The organism is Metamycoplasma equirhinis (assembly GCF_006385185.1).
GTDB classification, from domain to species: Bacteria; Bacillota_I; Bacilli_A; order Mycoplasmatales; family Metamycoplasmataceae; genus Metamycoplasma; species Metamycoplasma equirhinis.
Genome location: NZ_VFIX01000003.1, coordinates 30,097 through 52,175, shown reverse-complemented (window position 1 = coordinate 52,175; position 22,079 = coordinate 30,097). Strand labels below are relative to the sequence as shown.

15 protein-coding genes and 2 tRNA genes are annotated in these 22,079 nt (G+C 28.3%); 3 read left to right on the top strand and 14 right to left on the bottom strand.

Annotated elements, in window-relative coordinates; translation table 4 throughout:
- Nucleotides 1–51 precede the first annotated feature (51 nt).
- Nucleotides 52–837 carry a dimethylarginine dimethylaminohydrolase family protein gene (locus FJM08_RS01300; protein ID WP_241863792.1) on the bottom strand — a complete coding sequence of 262 codons (786 nt, stop codon included), beginning with the start codon at nucleotides 835–837 and terminating at the stop codon, nucleotides 52–54.
- Nucleotides 838–1,092: 255 nt separating this feature from the next.
- Here FJM08_RS01300 and gap point away from each other — a divergent pair, with 255 nt between their 5' ends.
- Nucleotides 1,093–2,094, top strand: a complete 1,002-nt coding sequence (gene gap, locus FJM08_RS01295; protein ID WP_140031409.1) for a type I glyceraldehyde-3-phosphate dehydrogenase — start codon at nucleotides 1,093–1,095, stop codon at nucleotides 2,092–2,094.
- 334 nt (nucleotides 2,095–2,428) lie between these two features.
- On the opposite strand, the gene lon is transcribed toward gap, so the two are convergent.
- The 7 genes from lon to FJM08_RS01260 form a co-directional block, all read right to left on the bottom strand.
- Nucleotides 2,429–4,903 carry an endopeptidase La gene (gene lon / locus FJM08_RS07555; RefSeq protein ID WP_140031408.1) on the bottom strand — a complete coding sequence of 825 codons (2,475 nt, stop codon included), beginning with the start codon at nucleotides 4,901–4,903 and terminating at the stop codon, nucleotides 2,429–2,431.
- 118 nt (nucleotides 4,904–5,021) lie between these two features.
- Nucleotides 5,022–5,825: a nucleotide exchange factor GrpE gene (locus FJM08_RS01285; protein ID WP_140031407.1), complete on the bottom strand. Its 804-nt coding sequence runs from the start codon at nucleotides 5,823–5,825 to the stop codon at nucleotides 5,022–5,024.
- Nucleotides 5,818–6,846: a heat-inducible transcriptional repressor HrcA gene (gene hrcA, locus FJM08_RS01280; protein WP_140031406.1), complete on the bottom strand. Its 1,029-nt coding sequence runs from the start codon at nucleotides 6,844–6,846 to the stop codon at nucleotides 5,818–5,820. The genes FJM08_RS01285 and hrcA overlap by 8 nt, the downstream gene beginning before the upstream one ends.
- A 99-nt stretch (nucleotides 6,847–6,945) precedes the next feature.
- Nucleotides 6,946–7,022, bottom strand: a tRNA-Arg gene (locus FJM08_RS01275).
- A 3-nt stretch (nucleotides 7,023–7,025) separates the two neighbouring features.
- Nucleotides 7,026–7,100, bottom strand: a tRNA-Cys gene (locus tag FJM08_RS01270).
- Between the two features lie 305 nt (nucleotides 7,101–7,405).
- Nucleotides 7,406–8,323 (bottom strand): hypothetical protein, encoded by a 918-nt coding sequence (locus tag FJM08_RS07550; protein WP_140031405.1) that lies wholly within the window; start codon nucleotides 8,321–8,323, stop codon nucleotides 7,406–7,408.
- Nucleotides 8,324–8,352: 29 nt separating this feature from the next.
- On the bottom strand, nucleotides 8,353–9,240 hold the full coding sequence (locus tag FJM08_RS01260; RefSeq protein ID WP_140031404.1) for a DnaD domain protein: 888 nt from the start codon (nucleotides 9,238–9,240) through the stop codon (nucleotides 8,353–8,355).
- A 315-nt stretch (nucleotides 9,241–9,555) separates the two neighbouring features.
- On the opposite strand from FJM08_RS01260, the gene dnaE reads away from it, so the two are divergent.
- Together dnaE and FJM08_RS01250 are read left to right on the top strand one after the other, a co-directional pair.
- Nucleotides 9,556–12,525, top strand: a complete 2,970-nt coding sequence (dnaE, locus tag FJM08_RS01255; RefSeq protein ID WP_140031403.1) for a DNA polymerase III subunit alpha — start codon at nucleotides 9,556–9,558, stop codon at nucleotides 12,523–12,525.
- On the top strand, nucleotides 12,525–13,418 hold the full coding sequence (locus FJM08_RS01250) for a 5'-3' exonuclease (protein WP_211331332.1): 894 nt from the start codon (nucleotides 12,525–12,527) through the stop codon (nucleotides 13,416–13,418). The genes dnaE and FJM08_RS01250 overlap by 1 nt, the downstream gene beginning before the upstream one ends.
- Before the next feature lie 16 nt (nucleotides 13,419–13,434).
- On the opposite strand, the gene FJM08_RS07545 is transcribed toward FJM08_RS01250, so the two are convergent.
- The 6 genes from FJM08_RS07545 to FJM08_RS07530 all read right to left on the bottom strand — a co-directional run bounded on the left by FJM08_RS07545 (nucleotide 13,435) and on the right by FJM08_RS07530 (nucleotide 21,883).
- The gene (locus FJM08_RS07545) at nucleotides 13,435–16,887 is read right to left on the bottom strand and encodes a lipoprotein 17-related variable surface protein (protein WP_140031402.1); all 3,453 of its coding nucleotides are present in this window, start codon (nucleotides 16,885–16,887) and stop codon (nucleotides 13,435–13,437) included.
- Nucleotides 16,888–16,946: 59 nt separating this feature from the next.
- Nucleotides 16,947–17,882: a hypothetical protein gene (locus FJM08_RS01240; RefSeq protein ID WP_140031401.1), complete on the bottom strand. Its 936-nt coding sequence runs from the start codon at nucleotides 17,880–17,882 to the stop codon at nucleotides 16,947–16,949.
- A gap of 137 nt (nucleotides 17,883–18,019) precedes the next feature.
- On the bottom strand, nucleotides 18,020–18,841 hold the full coding sequence (locus tag FJM08_RS07540) for a Cof-type HAD-IIB family hydrolase (protein ID WP_140031400.1): 822 nt from the start codon (nucleotides 18,839–18,841) through the stop codon (nucleotides 18,020–18,022).
- A gap of 51 nt (nucleotides 18,842–18,892) precedes the next feature.
- Nucleotides 18,893–19,192 (bottom strand): thioredoxin family protein, encoded by a 300-nt coding sequence (locus FJM08_RS01230; protein ID WP_140031399.1) that lies wholly within the window; start codon nucleotides 19,190–19,192, stop codon nucleotides 18,893–18,895.
- Nucleotides 19,193–19,206: 14 nt separating this feature from the next.
- Nucleotides 19,207–20,640, bottom strand: a complete 1,434-nt coding sequence (gene proS / locus FJM08_RS07535) for a proline--tRNA ligase (RefSeq protein WP_140031398.1) — start codon at nucleotides 20,638–20,640, stop codon at nucleotides 19,207–19,209.
- A 55-nt stretch (nucleotides 20,641–20,695) separates the two neighbouring features.
- A complete protein-coding gene (locus FJM08_RS07530) occupies nucleotides 20,696–21,883 on the bottom strand; it encodes a phosphopentomutase (protein WP_140031397.1) in 1,188 nt (395 codons plus the stop codon).
- Nucleotides 21,884–22,079: the final 196 nt, after the last annotated feature.

The following is a 22,079-nucleotide window of genomic DNA, read 5'->3' as shown; positions in this document are numbered from 1 at the left end:
ACAACAGCGCGTGTTTAACAAAAGCTCTGTTGTATTATTTATATGAATTAATTAAAATCTTAATGATAAACAGCTTAATCCGCCATCTAGTTTTTTATATTCTGAAGTATCGCAGGTAATAACTCTATATATTCCTAAATCCTTAACTGCTTTTAAAACGTTAGGGTATCCTTCTGGCACAATAACTGTTTCATTTACCCAAATACAGTTAGCTGCATATCCTTCGCTTTTATCAACAATAATTTGATTAAAATCTTTAAATGTTGGATAGTGTAAAAATTCACCAGAAATTAATAAATTGTTGTGTTCTAGATAATTAACTCCAGTTTTTAAGTGTAACATTTCTGTCATTGGCACAGGGATACATTTTTTACCAACTTTTGATAGAATGTTGTGAAATTGACGAATTCCTTCACGGTTTGTTCTATCTGACATACCTACATAGTATGTATCACCAACCATCATAACATCGCCACCGTCAAGCGTTCCTGGTGATTCGATTTTAAATAAGTGATTTTTATCAAAGAATTTTTCTAGATATGGCAACATTTCATGTTTTTCGCCATTACGTGATGCTGCACCAGGGTTTGATAGGATAGCAATTTCTCCGGTTACAATAACAGCCGTGTCTTCGACAAAGCACGAGTCTGGGAATTGTTCGTTTTTAGGGCAAACAGTAACATTGACTCCGCAGCTCTTTAAAGCTTCAATATATTTTTGATGTTGCACTAATGCTAAATCGTAAATTGGTTTTCCTAATTCAGGTGCCGATGTAATTCCATCGACCATTGAGGCAGCTGGTACTTTTACAATTACGTTTTTAAATTTATCTTTCATTTGAGTCATATTTTTATATTAGTAGCACTCCTTATGTTTTTTATGGATTCAATTATGAGATCCACACTTTAATTGTAAGATAAAGAATAGGCGTTTTTAAAAAAATCATATGCAAATAATTAAAGTTTTAAAAGCCTTTAAAATAAGGTAAAAGATTATGTTAATTTAAGTGGTTTTGTAGGTTCATTAGCGTTTATTAAAACGCATAATATAGTATAATTTTATGGTATAAAAATATTTTTTCGGAGGAATAATATGAAAACAAGAATAGCAATTAACGGTTTCGGAAGAATTGGCCGTTTAGTTTTTAGGGCCGTTTTTAATGACCCAGAAATTGAAGTTGTCGGAATAAACGATTTAACTGACGCTAAAACTTTAGCTCATTTATTAAAATATGATACTGCACATGGCGTGTTTGCTCATGAGATTAAAAATACTGAAAATTCTATAATTATTGATGGCAAAGAATTTCCTATTTTTAGTGAAAAAGATCCTGCACAATTGCCATGGAAAAAATTAGGAGTTGATGTTGTTGTTGAAGGAACCGGAAGATTTTTAACAATTGAAGCAGCGCAACTACATATTGATGCTGGCGCTAAAAAAGTTTTAATCACCGCGCCATCTAAAAGTGCAGATGTAAAAACAATTGTATATTCGGTTAATGAGGGAACTTTAACGAAAGATGACACAATTGTTTCGGGTGCTTCATGTACAACTAATTGTTTAGCTCCTGTTTTAAATGTTTTAGAAAATAATTTTGGTGTTGTTAAAGGATATATGACAACAATTCACTCATATACAGCAGACCAAAGATTGCAAGATGCACCGCATAGCGATTTAAGAAGAGCTAGAGCGGCTGCCTCAAATATGATTCCTACTACAACTGGAGCAGCTAAATCTATTGGCAAGGTTATTCCAGCACTAAAAGGTAAGATGAATGGAATAGCTTTACGTGTACCAACAATTACTGGTTCAATAATCGACGTAACTTTGGAGCTTAAAAAAGATACAACAGTTGAAGAAATAAACAAAGCAATGAAATCCGCTACATCAGATTCTTTGATTTATACCGAAGATCCAATCGTTTCTAGCGATATTATTGGTTCAACGGCTGGTTCAATTTTTGATGCTCAACTAACACAAGTTTTGGAAGTTGATGGCAAAAAACTTTACAAAATATATGCGTGATATGATAATGAATCTTCATTTGTAAATCAATATATAAGAACATTAAAATATTTAGCTAAATTAAAATAAAAAAGAAAAAATGCTAACACTAAAATCAATAAATATATTAAACTTAGTGAGATTGTTACTACGAATTTGAGTGAAAATTCAAATAACATCGAACAAAGTAAATATTTAAAATTGATAACTAATTTTGTAAGCGAGAAGAATGACCTAATAAGTTGAAAATTTGGCATTTATTTTTCAAAATCGCCAATGTCTAGATAATTAAAAACTGCTTTTCGCGTATGTTTTATAAGGCGAAGCAGTTTTTACAATTAATTATTTTAAATAAAAAATCACAAGATTTGGATTCATCTTGTGATTTTGCATTGACTATCAATCTTTAAAATTTGATGTTATATTAATTAAAGATTTCGTCATAAATTTCATCGTAATATTTAACTGGTATAAATGTAACTTCCTTTTTTACTTCTTGTGGAACATCATTTAAGTTTTTAAAATTATCATGTGGAATAAATATTTTTTTAATTCCGAATTGAGTAGCAGCTAGTGATTTTTCTTTTAATCCACCTATTGGTAATACTTTACCACGTAATGTTATTTCGCCTGTCATACCTATATTAGCAGGAACAGGGCGTTTACTTAATGCACTAATAATTGAAGTAGTAAATGTTACTCCGGCACTAGGACCATCTTTTGGTATTGCTCCGGCTGGAACGTGAATATGAATCGAATTATTATCAAAATCAAAATCAATTCCAAATTTTTTAGCATTCGATCTTACATAAGCCAAAGCTATTTGAGCTGATTCTTTCATTACATCTTTTAATTGCCCTGTTAGTCTCAATCCTTCTTTTCCAGGGAAGGTTGTTACTTCAATAGCCAAAGTTGATCCACCAAAACTTGTATATGCAAGTCCATTAACAACTCCTACTTGAGCCTTATTTTCATTTTCATCATCTTCAAATTTAACTGGACCTAAAAATTCAATAACAACATCTTTAGTAACAACAAAACTATCTTTAATCTTCTTATCAAGTATTCTAACAACTATTTTTCTAGCAATACTATCTAAAATACGTTTTAACTCTCTAACTCCGCTTTCTCTTGTATAGAAACGTACTATAAATTTTAAAACTTCATCAGAAATTTGAATTTGTTTTTCTGTTAAAGCATTTTGAGAGTAAATTTTAGGCATTAAATGTGATTTTGCAATTTCAACTTTTTCTTTTGTTGTATAAGTTGAAAGTTCAAGTAATTCCACACGGTCAATTAATGCTGCAGGAATTGAATCATAATAGTTAGCAGTAGCAATGAATAATACTTTCGATAAATCGTATTCTAAGTCTAAGTAATGATCTTGAAAGTTTGCGTTTTGTTCTGGATCTAAAACTTCAAGCATAGCACTTGTAGGATCACCGCGAAAATCAGAAGACATCTTATCAATTTCATCTAATAAGATAACAGGGTTTGATACACCTGCTTTTTTAATTGCTGAAATTATCTTTCCTGGCATTGCACCAACATATGTTCTTCTATGACCTCTGATTTCACTTTCGTCTTTTACACCGCCTAGTGAAACTTTAATGAATTTTCGGTTTAGTGATTCTGCTATTGATTTAGCTAGTGTTGTTTTACCTGTTCCTGGGGGACCTATTAATGTTAAAATAGGAATATTATTAACTGGTTTATTTGACGTTGAACCTGCTTTAGTAACAAATAAATTTGAATCAATGAATTTATTTTCCTCGCCTTTAATAGAAACATATTCTGAACTTTCATTTTTAGATTTAGTATGAGTTAAAACAGAAATAAACTCTAAAATTCTTTCTTTTGCTTTTTCAAGTCCATAATGATTTTTATCCAATATTTCTCTAACCGAATTAATATCAATTAATTCTTTGCTTACTTTTCTTCAAGGCAAAGCCAAAATTAATTCTATATATGTTTTAGAAATGTTGGCTTCAGGGCTTGATTGCATCATAGAAGACATACGTGTTTGTTCAGCTCTTAGGGCTTGAAGAACATAGTCGGGGTATTGTCTTTTTAAATCTTCATTTTTTTCAATATCATCAGCTGATTTACCACCATCATCTTCTTTTAGCATTTTGCGAATTTGGCGTAATTTTTCGCGTAGATAGAAATCTCTTTGTTGTTCTTCCATATCTTCATGCAAGTTATTTGAAATTTCTTTATCAAATTCAACGAATTTAGCTTTATTAGTTAGTTTTTTAATGATTTCATCATATCTTGTCGATAAATCACTGTAATTAAGTAAATTTAAAATTTCATCTTTAGTAAATAATTTGCGAAGCGAACTTATTAATTCTCAGGATTCCCTTGAATATTTGTCAGTCGAATCTAGATTCTTGTTTTCCAATAAGTTTTTATGAATGTTTCTGAATACAACATCATCGCCAGGCCCATCAATACCATAGTTCGGCACATTACTCAATTCTTTTAATTTATCACCAATTACTAATCTTTTCTTTTCAAACTCTAATGCGCCTTTATTTTCCAAAGTTTCTTCTTGACACTCAACAAGTTTTATCTCTTCATCACCACGTTTTGAAGTTTTTATATCTAAAATCTTGCAACGGTTTGCAGCTTTAACTTCAATTGTGTAAACACCATTTTTATTATCTAATGTGTGAATATAAACTAAAACACCAAATTCCTCTAAATCTTTAAGTGAAGGATTTGTAATTGTTTTATTGCTTGGCTTTAAAAATGTTGCCAAAAATGTTGAGTCATATTTATCGATTGCTAAATTTAAAGAATTTATCGAATTTTGTTTTCCAATTTTAATGGTTTCCAAATTCTTACTATAAGGAATAATAATTTGGTTTTTTATTGCTATAAATGGTATTTTCATGTTTTTTCCTTTCGCATTATGTAATAATGCTTTTTTTATAAGTTGTTAGCTAATTTTTTTACATAATAATATATGTTTTTATGCGTTAACAGACGAATTTGGGAATAAAAAGCGAAATTTATTTGCTTATTACTACTAATGCGGGTTTTATTGTACGTTCGTGTAATTTATACCCAATATTTTTTACTTCTAAGATTGTTTCTTTTTCGTAATCAGAAGCAATCATCTCATAAATTTGATGAATATTAGCATCAAATTTATCGCCGATTTTTGGAATGATTTTAGTTACGCCAAAAGACTGTAAAATTGATTCAACTTGTGAATATAGCATCTCAAAACCTTTTGTGAAATTTTGCACTATTTGATTATCAATTTTTTGTGCAGCTTGAATTGCTAAATCAAAATTATTTAATGGCAGCAATATATCTTCTAAAAAAGATTGCAATGCAAATTTTTTAATTTCGCTAATTTGAGTTTGTATGTGCTCGTCATTTTTTTGTTTATGTTCATTGATTTGCTCTTGAGCTTTTTTTTGTAATTCAAATACTTGAGATTTGAATTCGTTTTCTTTTTGCAAACTTGTTTTTTCTTGTGATTCTAATTTACTAATTAACTCAAACATATTAGTTTGTGCTTCAAATAATTTATTTTGCAAATCTAAATTTTTTTGCATTATTTCATGATATCTAACTGGCGTTTTGTTATGTTTAATTAATTTTAAGTGAATCTTAGCATTTTCGCCTTTATAGAAAATTTCGCGATTGTTGTCAATTTTTCCTTTTGTTAGTGCTAAAAAAGCTTCATTGGAAAAATTTGTTATACCAATAAAACCACTATGAGTTTGCAATTCTTTACTTTGTTTTTTACTTTTATCTAAAATCGCAAATTCTACATAATCAAATTTTTTAATTTCGTTATTCATTTTGATTTCCTTTCTCAACATCAGATTTAATCATTTTTTCTAAAATTTCCAGTGCCTCAAATGATTCTTTAAAATCTAAATTTTTGGGACCAACAATACTTATTTCTTTAATATTCTTGCTATTAACAAAATCAATCTTTTTAGAAATTATGTTTAAATTAGGTCTTGAAACATCAAGCTTAATATTTTTTTCGTCATCTAAATTATTTTCTAAAGCTTCTCAAACTGAATGATGTTCTATCAAGTCAAATAATTTAGCGATTTCTTCACGAGAAATACTTTCTGAAAGAATTATTGCATTAGTGTTAAAAGCCTTATTTTCAATTTTTTCCTTAAAGCAAAAAATATTCTTAATAAAATTTTGCATTATAACTTCATAATTTTTAACTTGTTCACTAAAAATAGGTTCAAGTGCGACAACTTTATTAGCTAATTCAATTAATGGAGTATCAATAAGCCTTTCCTTAAATAAACGTACTGCGACACGCAAATCATTTAACTCAACACCTTTTTCAAAGTTAAAAATTTTGTTTTGCACATTTCCACTACTCGTTACTAGTACAACAACTGCCGACGATTTATTTAATGGCGTTAATTGTATGCTTTTTAGTGTTTCTGAAAAATTATTAGTTGTTGCCACAACAGCAAATCCCGCCATTTGACTTACGATATTAGCAGCCTCATCTAACGTTGCATCAATATTGATTCTTCTTTTTGCTAATAAATCTTCTAATTTGCTATTGAAATAATGCATCGGATTATAAATTAGATATTTGGCATAATACGATAAGCCTTTAGTTGAAGGAATGCGCCCACCTGAAATATGTGGTTTTTCCAAAAAATTCATTTTTTCAAGCTCTGCCATAATATTTCTGATTGTTGCAGACGAACAATTTAATTTGCACTTTTCAACTAAATACTTTGATCCCACTGGTTCGCCGGTTTCGATATATTGATCCACTATTAGTTTTAAATAATGTTCTAATTTAGTATTTAATTTTTTTGGTTTTGAATTTTCCATATTTTACCTTAGCACTATTTTAGCACTTTAATGACTTAATTGCTAAAAATAAAGAAAAATAGACGCTTCTATGAGCATCTATAAGTCAGTTTCCTGAAATGGCGCGCCCGGCAGGAGTCGAACCCGCAACCTTTTGGGCCGTAACCAAACACTCTGTCCAATTGAGCTACGGGCGCATTTGGAGCCACCAACCGGATTCGAACCGGTAATCAAGGTGTTGCAGACCTATGCCTTGGCCGTTTGGCTATGGTGGCACATGGCCATAATTGCAATTATTATTATAATATAAAAAGAATTTTTGTTAATAAAAAGAATTAAAAAACGCAATTGAAATAACTCAATGTTTTCAATATAAATTAAGCAATAAAATTGAGTAAAAATAAAGAAAGAAAAAGCGTAGAGGGTACGCTTTATACTATATTTTCTTGGAAATATACATTTATTATAATACTAATTAAAATCGCATTGATAAAATCATTAAAAAAATTACTTAATTTCAATGAATTTTAATATTTTTAAAGCGAAAATCAAAGAAAAAATCAATAAATTCAATATTTCTCTATTTATTTGCAATGTGTTTAATTGTCAAACGATTAATTAAATTCTTAAACAAATTTTCTATTCTTTTTATTCCGATAGTATTAGCGTTTTTGTGATGGAAAATAATATTGATTGAATCGTTTGTGATATCTATTAATGAACTGATAAAAGTATGTCTGCGTTCATCTTCTCTTTTCATTAAAATATCAATCAATAAATTGATATATCATTCAGGTTTACTAAATACGCTAAAACGATCAATGAATAAATAGTCAACTTGAACTAATAAATTTGATAAATTATTTTGACCTTCAGGATTTGAAAGTAACTGATAGTAATGATTAAAAAGTGAGCTTTCGTCTAGTAATGCAACTGTTTTATTTTTGTTAGTAGCAAAAATGACAGCTAAATATTGAAAAATTGCTTTTGCGCTTTTAAAGTTACTATCTACTAAAAATAGCCCTTTACTATAGTTTTTATTTTCGGTATCAGTAATTTTTTTAATATCTGCATAAATAAGTGGACTAAAATGACGCAGTGCGTTATTGGCATCTTGCATGATTTTTTTAGGCTTGCTTTTATCGGGAATTCTAAAATACGCCTCCAGATCGGCATCTAAAGGAGTAATACTTGTCAATAAAAAATTATTTAGCATTTTTTGCTTAACAAAACTTTTTCCGTTAGTAAAATCAAGCACTAGATTTCCATATTGGTCTAAATATATTTTTCAACGTGGTTCTTCGTTTTTATCTTCAACATAATCATAGTATTTTTGTAGCAAATTCATATTTTTATTAATTTGCATTTCGTTTAACTTCAATTTGCTTAATAATTGAATAACTAGAGGATGAGATAAAATTTTGACTTTTTCTTTTTCGGGATCAAAGTCTTTTAAAGTATCCGATAAAAAGCCACTAAAAATGTCTTTATCTAACAAAATTCCTCCTTATAAAATATTAATATAAATTAATTTTCTCATTCTTCTTCATTTGAAATTTCAAGAATATCAGATTCAGAATATTTTCTTGCCTCATTTAGATCTTGAAATTTATGGTGATTAGTTTTTGACATATAAGATGTTTTTAATTCCAAATCAATTTTTTGGGCGTTAAATAAGTTTCTTTTAGCATAATCATTAGCAATTGTTTCGATATATTTACAAACAATTGCATTATTAATTCTTATTGAATAATATATAAATGAATTAATTGATGCGCTATCAAATTTCAACTGTTTTAAACGATTGATCATCAAAATTTGCGTAGGACTTAATTCCAGTTCGGTGAAAGCAACGATAAACTCTTCTGGTGTAACAATATCTTTTAACAATTCAAAGTCATGAATTGTAAAAGAAATATTGCATTTTGGTTTATCTTTAAAATCAATTGCTTTAATATCGAAAACATCAAACGATTTTTTTGATACTTCCTTCATTTTTGTTTTATCAAAACAAATCTCAGCCTTTTTTGCCATAATTTCTAAAAATTTCTTCTCCCCTATTTTGTTTTTACTTAAACAAGATAAAAACTCGTTTTTAATAAATTGATTTGCACTTAAAGGTTTTAATAACTCCAATAGCAAACTACCGTCACTAATTTGATATGTTTTTAGCAAACCTACACCTTCTAATTTTTCTTTGCATGAAGCTAACAAATTTTCATCTAAGAGCAAAAATTCAAAAGTTTCACAAAAATCATGACGCTGGTTTTTAGCATATAAATTATGTAAATCAAGTAAGTGTTCATATAATAAAATAGCATTATTACCAATTATAGGGCCGTAAAATAAACGCAAGTTCTGAAGGTCATTTGAATTTATGCTAGTTGAATTTTCAATATAAAATCCGTTATTCATATTCCCTCCTTTTGCGTTTTTAAGTACTATTATTCTATATGGCAAAAGATATATAAAAATACTTTTTATTTTACTTTTCTAACGTTTGTTAATTACTTTAGTCGCTTATAAACATAGACATTTTTTGTATTATTCATAAAATAAGAGTAATTTAAAAATAAAACATAATTATTAACAATTTTAGTCGTTAATTTATGTCATTTATTGTTAGTATTTTTTAATTATATAGTTAGCATAAAAATGAAAAAAATCACTTTTTTTCGCTAATTTTTTTGTTTAATTATTTTTGACATTCAAAACCATTATAATTACAATATGAAGTTAATTAATTTACATCTAAATACTACGTATTCTTTTCTAGAAAGTTGCATTCAAGTATCGGAATTTATAGATATTTTAATTAAAAATGAACAAAAATACTTTGCTGTAACTGAGCACAGCAATTTTTTTAGTATGGGCGAAATTCTAAAAATATCAAAACAAAAAAATTTAAGACCAATTTTTGGACTTGATGCTAATGTTAAAATTGATGATAATTTATATCGTTTTATAGTTTTTGCTAGAAATCATCAAGATTTTTCGCTGCTAAAGCGACTTTCATGCAAACTACTATCCGAAAAATTTATCTTAATCGAAGATATAAACACGTTTGGAAATCTAATTTGAATTGATCACCCTCTATTTGGATACTATAAAAAAACACATAAATTTATTAACAAAAATAATTATTATTTCGGGATCTTGCCAACTGATATCGAAAACAATGAATTACTAAAATCTCATTTTGAAAGATGCTTATTAATTAACCATAATGCAATTTTGAATTTTGACGATAATAAAATCATTAACGTTTTAAATTCAATGAATAAAGATAATGAATTTCGCGAAATATACGATGAATATTTACCTTCAATTTCAAATAATGATAAATTGATCATTCAAACTAATGAATTTGCTAAATCATTATATTTTGATTTTCCCGAATTTGGATTTGCATTGCCTAAATTTCAAAATGTGGCAAATATTGATTCATCTAAATATCTTAGAAAATTAATATCCGAAAATTTTTTAAAAAAGATTGCGCCAGAAAAAAGATCTGATTTATACATTAAAAGGCTAAATCATGAATTTTCGATTATTAAAAAATTAAACTTTGAAGATTATTTTTTAATAATCGCTGATTGAGTGAAATGAGCAAAAGATAACGATATAGCAATTGGCCCAGGCAGAGGTAGCGCGTGTGGATCATTAATTAGCTTTTTAATTGGCATTACTAATGTGAATCCTATGGAATATGGATTAATTTTTGAGAGATTTTTAAATCCTGAAAGAATATCAATGCCAGATATTGATATTGATGTACAAGATGATAGGCGTAACGAAGTTATACAGTATTTGAATAATAAATATGGTAATGAAAATTCAGCTAATATTGTAACTTTTGCTTCGCTTGGAAAAAAATCCGCTCTACGTGATGTATTAAGAGTATACGAAATTAAACCTAAAGATATTGATAACATTTCCAAATTAATCTCAAGCACTGATAGTGATATTTTAGAAGAATTTAAATCAAATAAGAAATTTGCGTTTGAATTGTCAAAAGTTAGCGCTGATATTGAAGTTATTAAGAATATTTTAAACATTACACAAAGAATTTCGGGATATTATAGACAAACCGGAACGCACGCGGCAGGATTAGTTCTAAGTGAAAAGCCAATCATTGAATTTGCTCCGATTTTGAAAATTGAAAATGGAATGCATCAAACACAAATAAGTATGGAATACTTAGAGGACTTTGGTTTAATAAAGATGGATATTTTGGGTTTAAAAACTTTATCAACCATTAAAGAAATTCTAAATCTAATCAAAAAAACAAAAAACATTAATATTGATTTAAATAACATCTCATTAAATGATAAAAAAACTTTTGAAATTTTATCGCAAGCAAACACAATTGGCATTTTTCAGGTTGAAAGTCCAATAATGATGCGAGCATTAGCTAAAATTGGTGTAAGCAATTTTAACGATATTGTTGCTATCATTTCGCTAAATAGACCAGGTCCGATGATAAATATTCCGAGTTACGCTAAACGTAAAGCAGGCTATGAAGAAATCCCTAAAATTAGTGTAGAATATGACAAAATTGTTAAAGATACATACGGAATAATCATTTATCAGGAACAAATTATGCAAATTGCACAAGTTGTCGCAAATATGACATTTACAGAAGCTGACATGTTTCGAAGGATCATTTCTAAAAAGAAAATTAATGAAATGGAAAATAGTAAATCGTTATTCATTAAAAAATCGGTCGCTAACGGTTATGAATTAGAAATAGCATCCAAAATTTTTGATAGTATTGAAAAATTTGCTGACTATGGTTTTAATAAATCTCACGCTGTTTCATATGCAATTTTGACGTATCAAATGGCTTATTTAAAAGGACATTATCCACTTGAATTTTATGCTGCTTGTATTTCTTCAGCACATGGTGCGCATGACACTATATCAAAATATGTTAATGAAGCCAAAAAGATGAGTATTAAAGTTATTTCGCCAGATATTATGATATCTGAGGAAAACGCCATAATAAAAGATAATGCTATTATTTTACCCTTAAACATGGTAAAAGGCGTTGGTCCCGAAATTGTAAGAAGCATTGTCGCAAATCGTAATGCAAATAATGGATATATTAATTTTTTACATATGTTACTATGTTTGAATAATGTAAAATCAGTGGGAATGGCCGCAATTAAAACTTTAATTGAAGCAAGTGCGATGCGTAATTTTGGATATAATCAAGCTACACTTTTAAACGAAATTGAGCATGATAATGATGACACATTACTCTTCGTAAAATATAATAAAAATAAGCCTGCGTCGGAATTAATAGATACTATAAATAAATATAAACCAAATAAAATTATTGAGCAGAATCAAAAATTGGAACAAGAAAACGAAGAAAACTTGTTAGGCCAAAATTACAATTTAATAAGGAAATATAATTTTGAGACGCAAGGGAACCGTTTAGCAGATTTGCATATTGGCAATGAATATGTTTTAACCGTATTATGCACAAGTATAAAATATGCAACTGCTAAAACAGGTAAGCAATATATATTGTTAAAATTACAAGATAGTTCACAAAATGTCTTCGGTTATATTTGAAACGCAAATGAAACTATATTTAATGAGTGAAAAGAACTTAAAGATAAACCGGTTGAAGTAAAGGTTATTAAAAAAACTGGAGATAATTTAACTATTAAAGAATGAAAGAGAAAATAATGAATGAAAGAGAAATTTTACTTGTTATAGATGGAACATACCTTGCATATCGTTCATATTATGCAACAGCATATAAAAGTGAAAAAATTTTGCAAGCAAATGATGGATTTGAAACTAATGCAATAGTAGCGTTTTTTAATACTTTGCTTTTGTTACTAAAAGATTACAAACCAAATTACATATACGTTGCATTTGACTCACATATTAAAACCTTTAGGCATGAAATTTTCGATGGATACAAAGCTGGCAGACAAAAAGCGCCACGTGAATTTTATCTACAACTTGATTTAATTCAAAAATTACTTTCGGCGCTAAACATTCAAAATCAATATTGTGATGGATATGAAGCTGATGATATTGTTGCTAAAGCAAAAATTAATTATACTAATGTAAATGTTTTAATTTTTTCAGCTGACCAAGATTTAAATCAATTAATTGATAAGCGAACAGCAATCATTAAAAAAATTAATGGTGAAATGAAATTAATAACTGATTTTAATTTTAATGAATACTATGATTTCAATCCTGATCAAGTTATTGACTATAAAGCTCTTGTTGGGGATAATAGCGATAATTTTAAGGGTGTTCCAGGAATTGGGCCAAAATATGCGACAAACCTACTAAGCGAATATTACACATTAGAAAATATATATGAAAATCTAGAATTAATTAAACCAACCATTGCTAAAAAATTAAGCGAATATAAACAAAATGCAATGCGAGATAAATATATTGCGACTTTGTGTACTGAATTTGATTTAAAAATGCCAACTTTAAACAGACTTTCAGTGTCGCAAATCAATCTTTCTGATAATGCAGAAAATATTTTGAATGAATATCAACTATTTTATTTAAGACATAAAATTGAACAATCAATTAAAAAAGCCCGCTAGTGAGGCTTTTGTTTTATTATTTTGCATTATTTATTTGTTTTAATGCCGGTAAAAGACTATTTTGAAGTACATCTCTTAAAATAGGATTATAAATTGTTATGCAATTAGTAATAGGCCATAGAATTTCATGTAGCAATTTATATAATGGTTCTTTATCCTCTTTTTTTAGATTATTATCAGCAATAAATTTATCTAGTTTATTGTATAAATCATTTCCAGATTCGTTAATATATCCTTGTGATTTATAGAATTTTTCAACATTGAATAATGGTGTTCAGCCATTGGTTAATAAATTGACTTTCCCTGGCCCTACACCGTTATAATCTGGCTGAACTTCTTGAGTTTGTCCATGAATCAAATATTGTCAATTTAAATGTTTATAGTATTCCAGTATATGCTCAAGTGTTGCAATACCCAACTTTTTAATTTCAAATGTTTTTTTATCATTGTTCAATAAAGAATTATCTTTAAATTCTTCAAATCTAATGTCAACTAATTTTTTAAAAGTTTCTGTTGAGTTAGAAATTTCATTAAATATTTTTGTAGCTCAAACTCCCACTGTGGTAGATAAGATTCAATCGCGACCCAAATTAATATCATAAGTTATGCCACTTTGGGTTTTGTGGCCCTTTGCACATTGCAATAATATGCTTAAATATTCTTCTGAGGTGCTTGAGATTAATTTATTTAATTCGGAATACAATTTTTTTAGTTCTTCTCTTTCTCCATATCCCAAAGATAAAACTTTAACTGTTTTTGTTGCGCTTAATATGAAACCATTTGCTAAATCTAAAAATGATTTTTCAAATCCTGCTTTTGTTGCTTCAATTAATTCTTTTTTCTTACCAACTAGTTCTTGGTCGATTTTCGCATTAGCTTTAGAAATGGCGTCACTTTTAGAGTCGGCGTATTCTTTTGAAGCTAAAAAGTCTTTTTTAATTTCTTCAATATATTTTTTTCCATCAAATTTAGAAAAGCCAGAAACAATTAATTCGCGTTCCGTAGATTCTACATGTGAGAAACCTTTTTTGCTTGATTTCAATTTGAAGGTTAAAGTAAGTTCGCCTTTTTCAGTGTTAAATTTTTTATTGGTTGTATAAAATACTGCATCTTGAGATTTACTAATTAAAAGCTGTGAATCTCTAATTTCTTCGGGATCCAAAAATTTTTGATTTTCGCCAATATACTTGATTTCTATTTTTTTAAGTTCCTCATTTAATCTATTCTTTTCGATTTCAGATTCTTTCGAAATTTTTTCTAATTGCGACTTAGTTGCAAAGCCTGAAACCGTAAATGTTGCTTCTTTTGAAACATCTTCAAAAGTCATTGTTACTTTAATTTTAACACTTCCATTTTCAGCGTCAATTGAAAGAAGAGTCTTTTGAATTATAAGATCCTTAGGACTAAAGATAAGATCGGGGGCAAACAATTTATCTTCCTTTATATAACGGTCAATAAATTTTTCTTTATCATCAATTTTTGAAATATCGTAATTTTCTAATTCGCTTTTTCTACGATTATTAATATTTAATTTATATTGGCTTAAAAAGTTTTCTAGATTCTTTTTTATTCCAAAATTTAAAACTGAAATTTCTATTTTTCTAGTTTTAGAAACAATTGTTTTATTTGCTTTCGACATTAAATGAAATTCAATAACTAGTTTGTCTTTCACATATTTACTAAAAAAGTTAACTGATTTTATTACAACATCTACATTAGCTTTTGAAATTATTTCTCAAATTCCTAAAATTTTTGCTAATTCTTCATTATTTTTAAAGTATGTTTCTAATTCACCGTATTTATGCACATTTGTTGGTAAATAGTTTGCATTTTCGCCAATTTTAAGTGATTCAAATATTGTATTAACACGCTTTTGTTCGTCTAGCATAAAGCTAAATTTTTGTTTACCTTTCACTTGTATGTCAGAAAAACCTTCTTTTTCAGATTTTAATAAAAAGTTAATTGTTATTTCGCCTGTTTCTTTATTATTTTCAAGCGATTCGACAATTAGTGCAATATGCAATACTTCGCTATCATATTTAGAGTTGAATTTAAAATCTTCGGCTTCAATTTCTGAAGATGAAAATTTATCTTTATCTTTTACTGAAACTAGCAAATCGCCGTGTGCTACTAATAAATTTAATTTCTTAAGTTCCTCGTTTTTGTCAAACTCGTTTTTCGTTAAAAATCCTTGAATTTCTATTGATATTTCATTTGAAGAAATAACATTTAAATGAAATTTTTCAGATTTTGTTTGGACTTTAAATGTAATGGTTAGCTTACCGGTTTCTGTATTAGGCAATAATTGTAGATTAACTAATTCATATTTATTATCTTTTAAAGACAAAGTAAAGTTTTCTGAGGTAATTTTATCAGGAGAAAGTTCTTCCTTTTTTAAACCATCTTTTAATTTGAATTCATATTCAATTTCTTTTTTAGTAATAGCCTCGTCTAATTTCTTTTGGGCTTCTAATAAATCATCGGTTTTTTCTTTTGATTGTGATTGTTCAGTTGTTAAAAAACCAATTATTTCGACAGTTATAGAATTAGATTTAACGTCTTTTAATTCTGGGTTTTCTGAAGATATTGAAAATGTTACTTTTAACTTACCGTTTTGATCATTAGCTTCTAACTTTTCAATATTTATAATATGGTCGGCAATTTTTTCGAAATTGTTGGGGGTAATTTTAGAAGCTAAAAGTGATAGAGGATTTACATTTAATAGTTCGTTAAGATTTATTGATTTAATTTTTTCATTTAATTTTCTAGTTGCCTCTTTTTTTGCTAAATCTAATTTGGTAACAAAATTAGAAAAAGTTTGGCTTTCTTTTTTAGATTCAACTTGTGTATTTTTGTTTTTAATTCAATAAATAACTTCTAAAATTCCTTTTTCGTCATTTGCTTTTTTTTCATTTAATAATTCATATTTTGAGTTGTCGTATGTAAAAGTGAAAAATTTGTTTATTTTTGCATATTCTGATGGAAGATATTTTGATTTTTGTGATTCAGCGATTGTTAAATTTACAGTTTCCAAATCCTTATTTGCTAAATCTTTTAAGGTTTTAAAGCCTTCAATTTTTTGTTTTAGATGTTTAGATTGAATTCATTCATTTAATTCTTCGTTTTTGGTTTCTAAATAATATTCAATAACTAGTGAGCCAGCTTTATCGTCAACTTCAATTGGTGAAATATTATCTTTATTTTTAGATACAAATCTTACAAAAATATTTTCTGGCAAATCTTTCTTTGTAATCAAATCTGTTAATGTAATTTCGGAAGCTAGTTTTTCTTTTTTATTAATTGTTGGATTTAAAAATATTTCTACCTTATTCAACTGCGAATTTAAATTATTGATAGTACGAGCAATAATTTTTTCTCTCGTATCACGGCAAGATACAAGTGAAGTAGCGCCTATTAAGGGGGCTGAAATTAATGTTAATGTTATGATACTCTTTTTTAATTTTGTCATGTTTTTTCCTTAAATAAAAAATGGCATTAATAGAAATTAATACCATTAGTGTTAAAAAATTAGTTTTTTAAAGTTTCAATAACTGAAGGAAGTTTTATCAATGAATCTTTAAATAAAGCTATTGATTTGTTAAGTCCTTCTGTTAATGTGTCGTAATATGGTTTAATAACTTTTTTAATTTTATCAAGTTCGCCATCTTTTAATTGAACGCCATTCAATACTGCTACTGCATCTGATTTAGCTTTTGTTAAAATTGATACTAATGATTCAAATGTTTTTGTATATCCTTCTGATTCAACTTTACTAAAATCAAATTTGTTTAATTCATCAGCGATTTTGTCAAATGCACCAGGTTGTTCTTTTGTTCCTTCAAAATATGCTGCAACCTTTTCGATTACCTCATTAATTGATTCAATGTCTTTTGTTTCAGGATCTGATTTTAATACATCAAATGTTCTTCTTGCATATGGAGCAACTTTAGCGCCTGCTTCTTTTATAAAATTAACTAAGCCTTCTTTTTCATCTTTAACAATTTTTTCTAAATTTTCTTTTGATAAATATTTTTTAACAAAGCTAGTTCCATCAGTGATCTTTTCTTTGCCTTCTTTAAATTGGGCAACTGCTTTTTCAAGAATTGCAACAAGAACACCATTTAATTTTTCTAAACCTTCACGGTAAATTGTTGTAACTTTCACAACTTCGGATTCTTTAAGAATTGACTTGTATTGTGCTTGAACTTTTTTGATAACTTCAGTAGCATCTTTTGAGATGGTTTCTGATAATTCTTTAGTTTTTTCATCAAATTTGGTCTTAACACTTGAATCAGTAATATTAGCTGATAATCCAACGTATGATTCTTTAATTTTTGATTCAATTGATTTGTTTTCTTTTGATGGGGTTTGTCTAATACCATAAGCAACACCAACACCAACACCTATGCAAACAGGAATTGATAGAGTCGCTATAGCAATAGCAATTTTTGATTTATTTGTCATATTGTTCTCCAAATATATTTTTAATTTATAAATTAATTTTTTTATTTATCAATATTTTTATTAATAAGAATATATTTTATTGAATATTAAAATAAAAAACGATTTTTTAATTTTCAAAATGCGTTTTTTACATAAAATTATTCTGTTTTAGCAAAATTATTTGTAATTTTTTTGATTGTTTTTGCAATTCCGCCCCTTTTATAATTTTTTCCAACAATAGTTGCTTGTTTTTTAATATTAGTAGGTGAGTTTTTCATTGCTATAAAAGCGCCAAGATATTCTTTTGTAACAATATCATTTCCAGAGTCGCCAAAATGAACAGTTTGCTTAGGATCAATGTTTAATAATTTGCAAACGTATTCATCAGCAATGCCTTTTGTTGCATTCATATCATTTATTTCAATGGTTCAACCGCGAGAAACAATGTGAAATTTCAAATTGAAAAATTCTTTTTCTAGTTTATCTTTTAATTTTCTCATTCCGCCAGGAGTTTTACCGAATGTTAAAATTTTTGTAACAGAAGTAATTTGTGGAATTTCATCATATGTGTGAGAATTTAATTTCTTTATTCATGGTCTGCAAATTGATAAACGTTTTGTAGTTCCAAAAATATCGGATGAGCTATTAAAAATAAAAAATAATTTTTCTCTTTTTAGAATTTCAATAATCTTTAAAACTAGGTCTTTTTTGATTTGATTTTTTATTAAAATATTATTTTTGTTGTCGACAATAAGACCTCCATTTTGACATATTACATATGGTGAATTTATTTTATTAGCAAGCTCTAAAACAAAGTCGGAATTTGTTCTTCCTGTCGAAAGAATAACTGGTATATTTTGATCATTTAAATTTTTAGCAATTTCGATATTTTCTGCACTTATTTTTTCAGGTGATTTTGGTTTATCTAGATAGGTTCCATCCATATCCAAAAAATACGCTTTGGGTTTAAAATCTAACATTTTTATTCCTTATTTTATGAAATTTAAAATATTAAAAAAGTGGAAACCACTTTATTTAAATAATTTTTTTAATTCATCTGCTGGTAAATAGCCAGTTGTTTTTTGAACAAATTGTCCATTTTGATAAATGAATAATGAAGGGATCGAACTAACACCCATTTCGTGAGCAAATTCACGGTTTTGATCAACGTCAAAATCGAAAACATTAATATCATTGCTATTTTCACTAATTTGTTTTAATTCTGGACCAATCATTTGGCATGGTGGACATCATGTTGCTCTAAAAGCAACAATTGCTTTGCCTTTTAAGTGTTCATTATTTAATTCACTTTTTAATAGTTTTTTATACATAGGTTTTCCTTTCGTTAATATGCCTTAGCAAATAAAACATATCGATTTGTTTTTTTACCAGTATAAAAGCATACATTATTTTTAGGAGTTATTGGCAATATAAATGGAATACACCTAGTCGAAGCCCCTGTTAATTCTTTAATTTTTACCTCGTCGGTTGCATCGCCATCAAATGCTGCTAACACCCATTTGCCATTTTCGATTGCTGTTTTAAAATCATTAAAATTGTTTACATTAACTATATTGTTTACTAATCTTTGTTGAGCCGAAGCTAATAAATTGCTTTGAATATCCTTTAGAATATTTTTAGCAGCTGTTTTGACTTCCGAAATTGGAACGTAAAATTTTTCAAGTGTGTCGCGGCGAACAAACAATGTTCGATTTTCCAATAAATCTCTTGGTCCAATTTCAATTCTCAATGGTGTGCCGTGAATTTCTGAATTTGCTGCCTTAAATCCTGCGCCTTTATCAGAATTATCAATTTGTACATTAAAATTAGCTTTTTCTAATACACTTTTTATATTCAATGCTAATTCATGAACTTTTGGTTCCTTGGACGCGAACATCTCAATAATGTCGATTTGAATTGGCGCAATTTTTGGAGGAATAATTATTCCTCTATCATCGCCATGAGTCATAATTAACGCTCCCAATAATCTAGTTGAAACACCTCAACTAGTGCCATATGCATTTTCTAGTTTGTTTTCTTTGTTCTTAAATGAAATATCAAATGGAATTGTAAAGTTTTGACCCAAATAATGACTTGTTCCGGCTTGCAAAGCCTTACCATCTTTCATCATTGCTTCGATTGTAAAAGTGAAGTCGGCACCAGAGAATTTTTCATGTTCGGTTTTTTGGCCATCAATAACGGGAATAGCTAAATAATCCGAAACAAATTTTTTATATATATTTAGCATTTTTGTAGTTAATTTTTGCGCTTCTTTTGGGCAAGAATGCATCGTATGCCCTTCTTGTCATAAGAATTCACGAGTTCTTAAAAATGGATTTGTAGTTTTTTCTCATCTTAAAACATTTACTCATTGATTATAAATTAGAGGCAAATCGTTATAGGAGTTAATTTCATTTTTAAAAAAATCACCAAATAATGTTTCGCTTGTTGGACGAATAAAATATTTTTCAGCTAATTTTTTACCGCCGACTTCGGTTACAGTTGCCAGCTCTGGATTAAAACCTTCAAGGTGTTCTTTTTCCTTTGTTAGTAAACTTTCAGGAATTAAAAGTGGTAAATAAACATTTTGCACTCCAACCTTTTTAAATTCTTTATCCAAATGTAATCGAATATTATCTCAAATACCAAACGATAATGGTTTAAAAATTATTGAACCTTTTGTTGCCCCATATGCCATTAGATCACCGTTTTTAATGACATCGGTATACCATTTTGCAAAATCTTCTGATTGTGGAGTTATTTTCTCAATTTTTTTCATGTACTATATTTTATATGTTTTTGCATTTTTCTCGGTTTAATAAAACCAAAAAATTTTAATTTAAATTATCAAAAATGTCATCTCCGGTTCGGCATAGTGGAACTTCAAAATTTCGCGCAATAATATTACCAGCCGTTCCAAGCCCATTTAAAATTCCTAAGGCTTTAGGTTTTTTAAATGATTTCGAAAATACAGTAAATGGTAATGCTTCACGAGTATGATCTGTTCCCATAGTAGGATCGTTACCATGATCTGAAGTCATTATTAGCAAATCATCTGTTTTTAGCGTGTTAATTAGTTTTGTTAATTTGATATCAAATCTCGAAATGTTTTCACTATATCCTACCGGATCTTCACGATGTCCATAGTGACTATCAAATTGCACTAAATTAACAAATACAAGTTGATTTTTTGAATTTGTTGAAGCGATATCAATTGCCACATCCATATTCTCATCATCAGAAGCAGGGCCATAAACCTTTGAAATTCCTACACCAGCAAAAATATCATTTATTTTTCCAACACCAATAACTTCAATTCCCTTAGCAACCAAATCTTCCAAAATGATATGACCTGTTGGCTTATTCGCAAAGTCGTGACGATTAAATGTTCTTGTAAATTTGCCATTTTCATAAACAAAGGGGCGCGAAATTACTCTTGCTACATTTCATTCAGGTTTTGATGAGCAAATTTTTCTTGCTCGTTTGGCGTATTCAGTTAATTTTTCTACACCTAAAGTCTTTTCATCGCCAATTATTTGTAAAGTAGAATCTGGCGAGGTGTAAATTATCATATCTCCTTTTTCAATATGTTGCTTGCCTAATTCTTCAAGAATAACAGTTCCCGAAGCAGCTCTATTGCCAATAATTTTTCTTCCATCAAAAGCTTTAGATAATTCCGCCACTAAATCATCAGGAAATCCTTTTTCGATAAATTGTGGGTTTGGAATCTCAGTATAAATTCCCATCATTTCTCAATGTCCAGTTAATGTATCTTTACCGTTTGATATTTCATGAATTTTTCCAACGTAGGCTAATGGACTTTTATTTCTAGCAACATGTCCCGAAATTTTTGCAACTTCGGTAATTCCTAGTTTCTTTCAAGTTGGAATCTCCAGCGGAAGTGCCTCTGAAGCATGCAACATACTATTTGCGCCGTCATCATTAAATTCACTTTGACGAGGCTCAGGACCTATCCCCAATCCATCAGTAACTATAAAAAATATTCTATTGAATTTTGCCATATTAGACTCCTTAAAATTTGTCTTTATATAAAATATAAATATTGAATATATCTAATATTATTTTACTCTAATTTGCTGTGAGATTTAAAATAAGCAGTTAGCAAAATTTTTTGATCGATTATGAGTGACTTTTGATAATAAAATTGCTTTGTCTTTTTTGTAACTACATTAAATAGTTATCTTAATGATGTAAAAT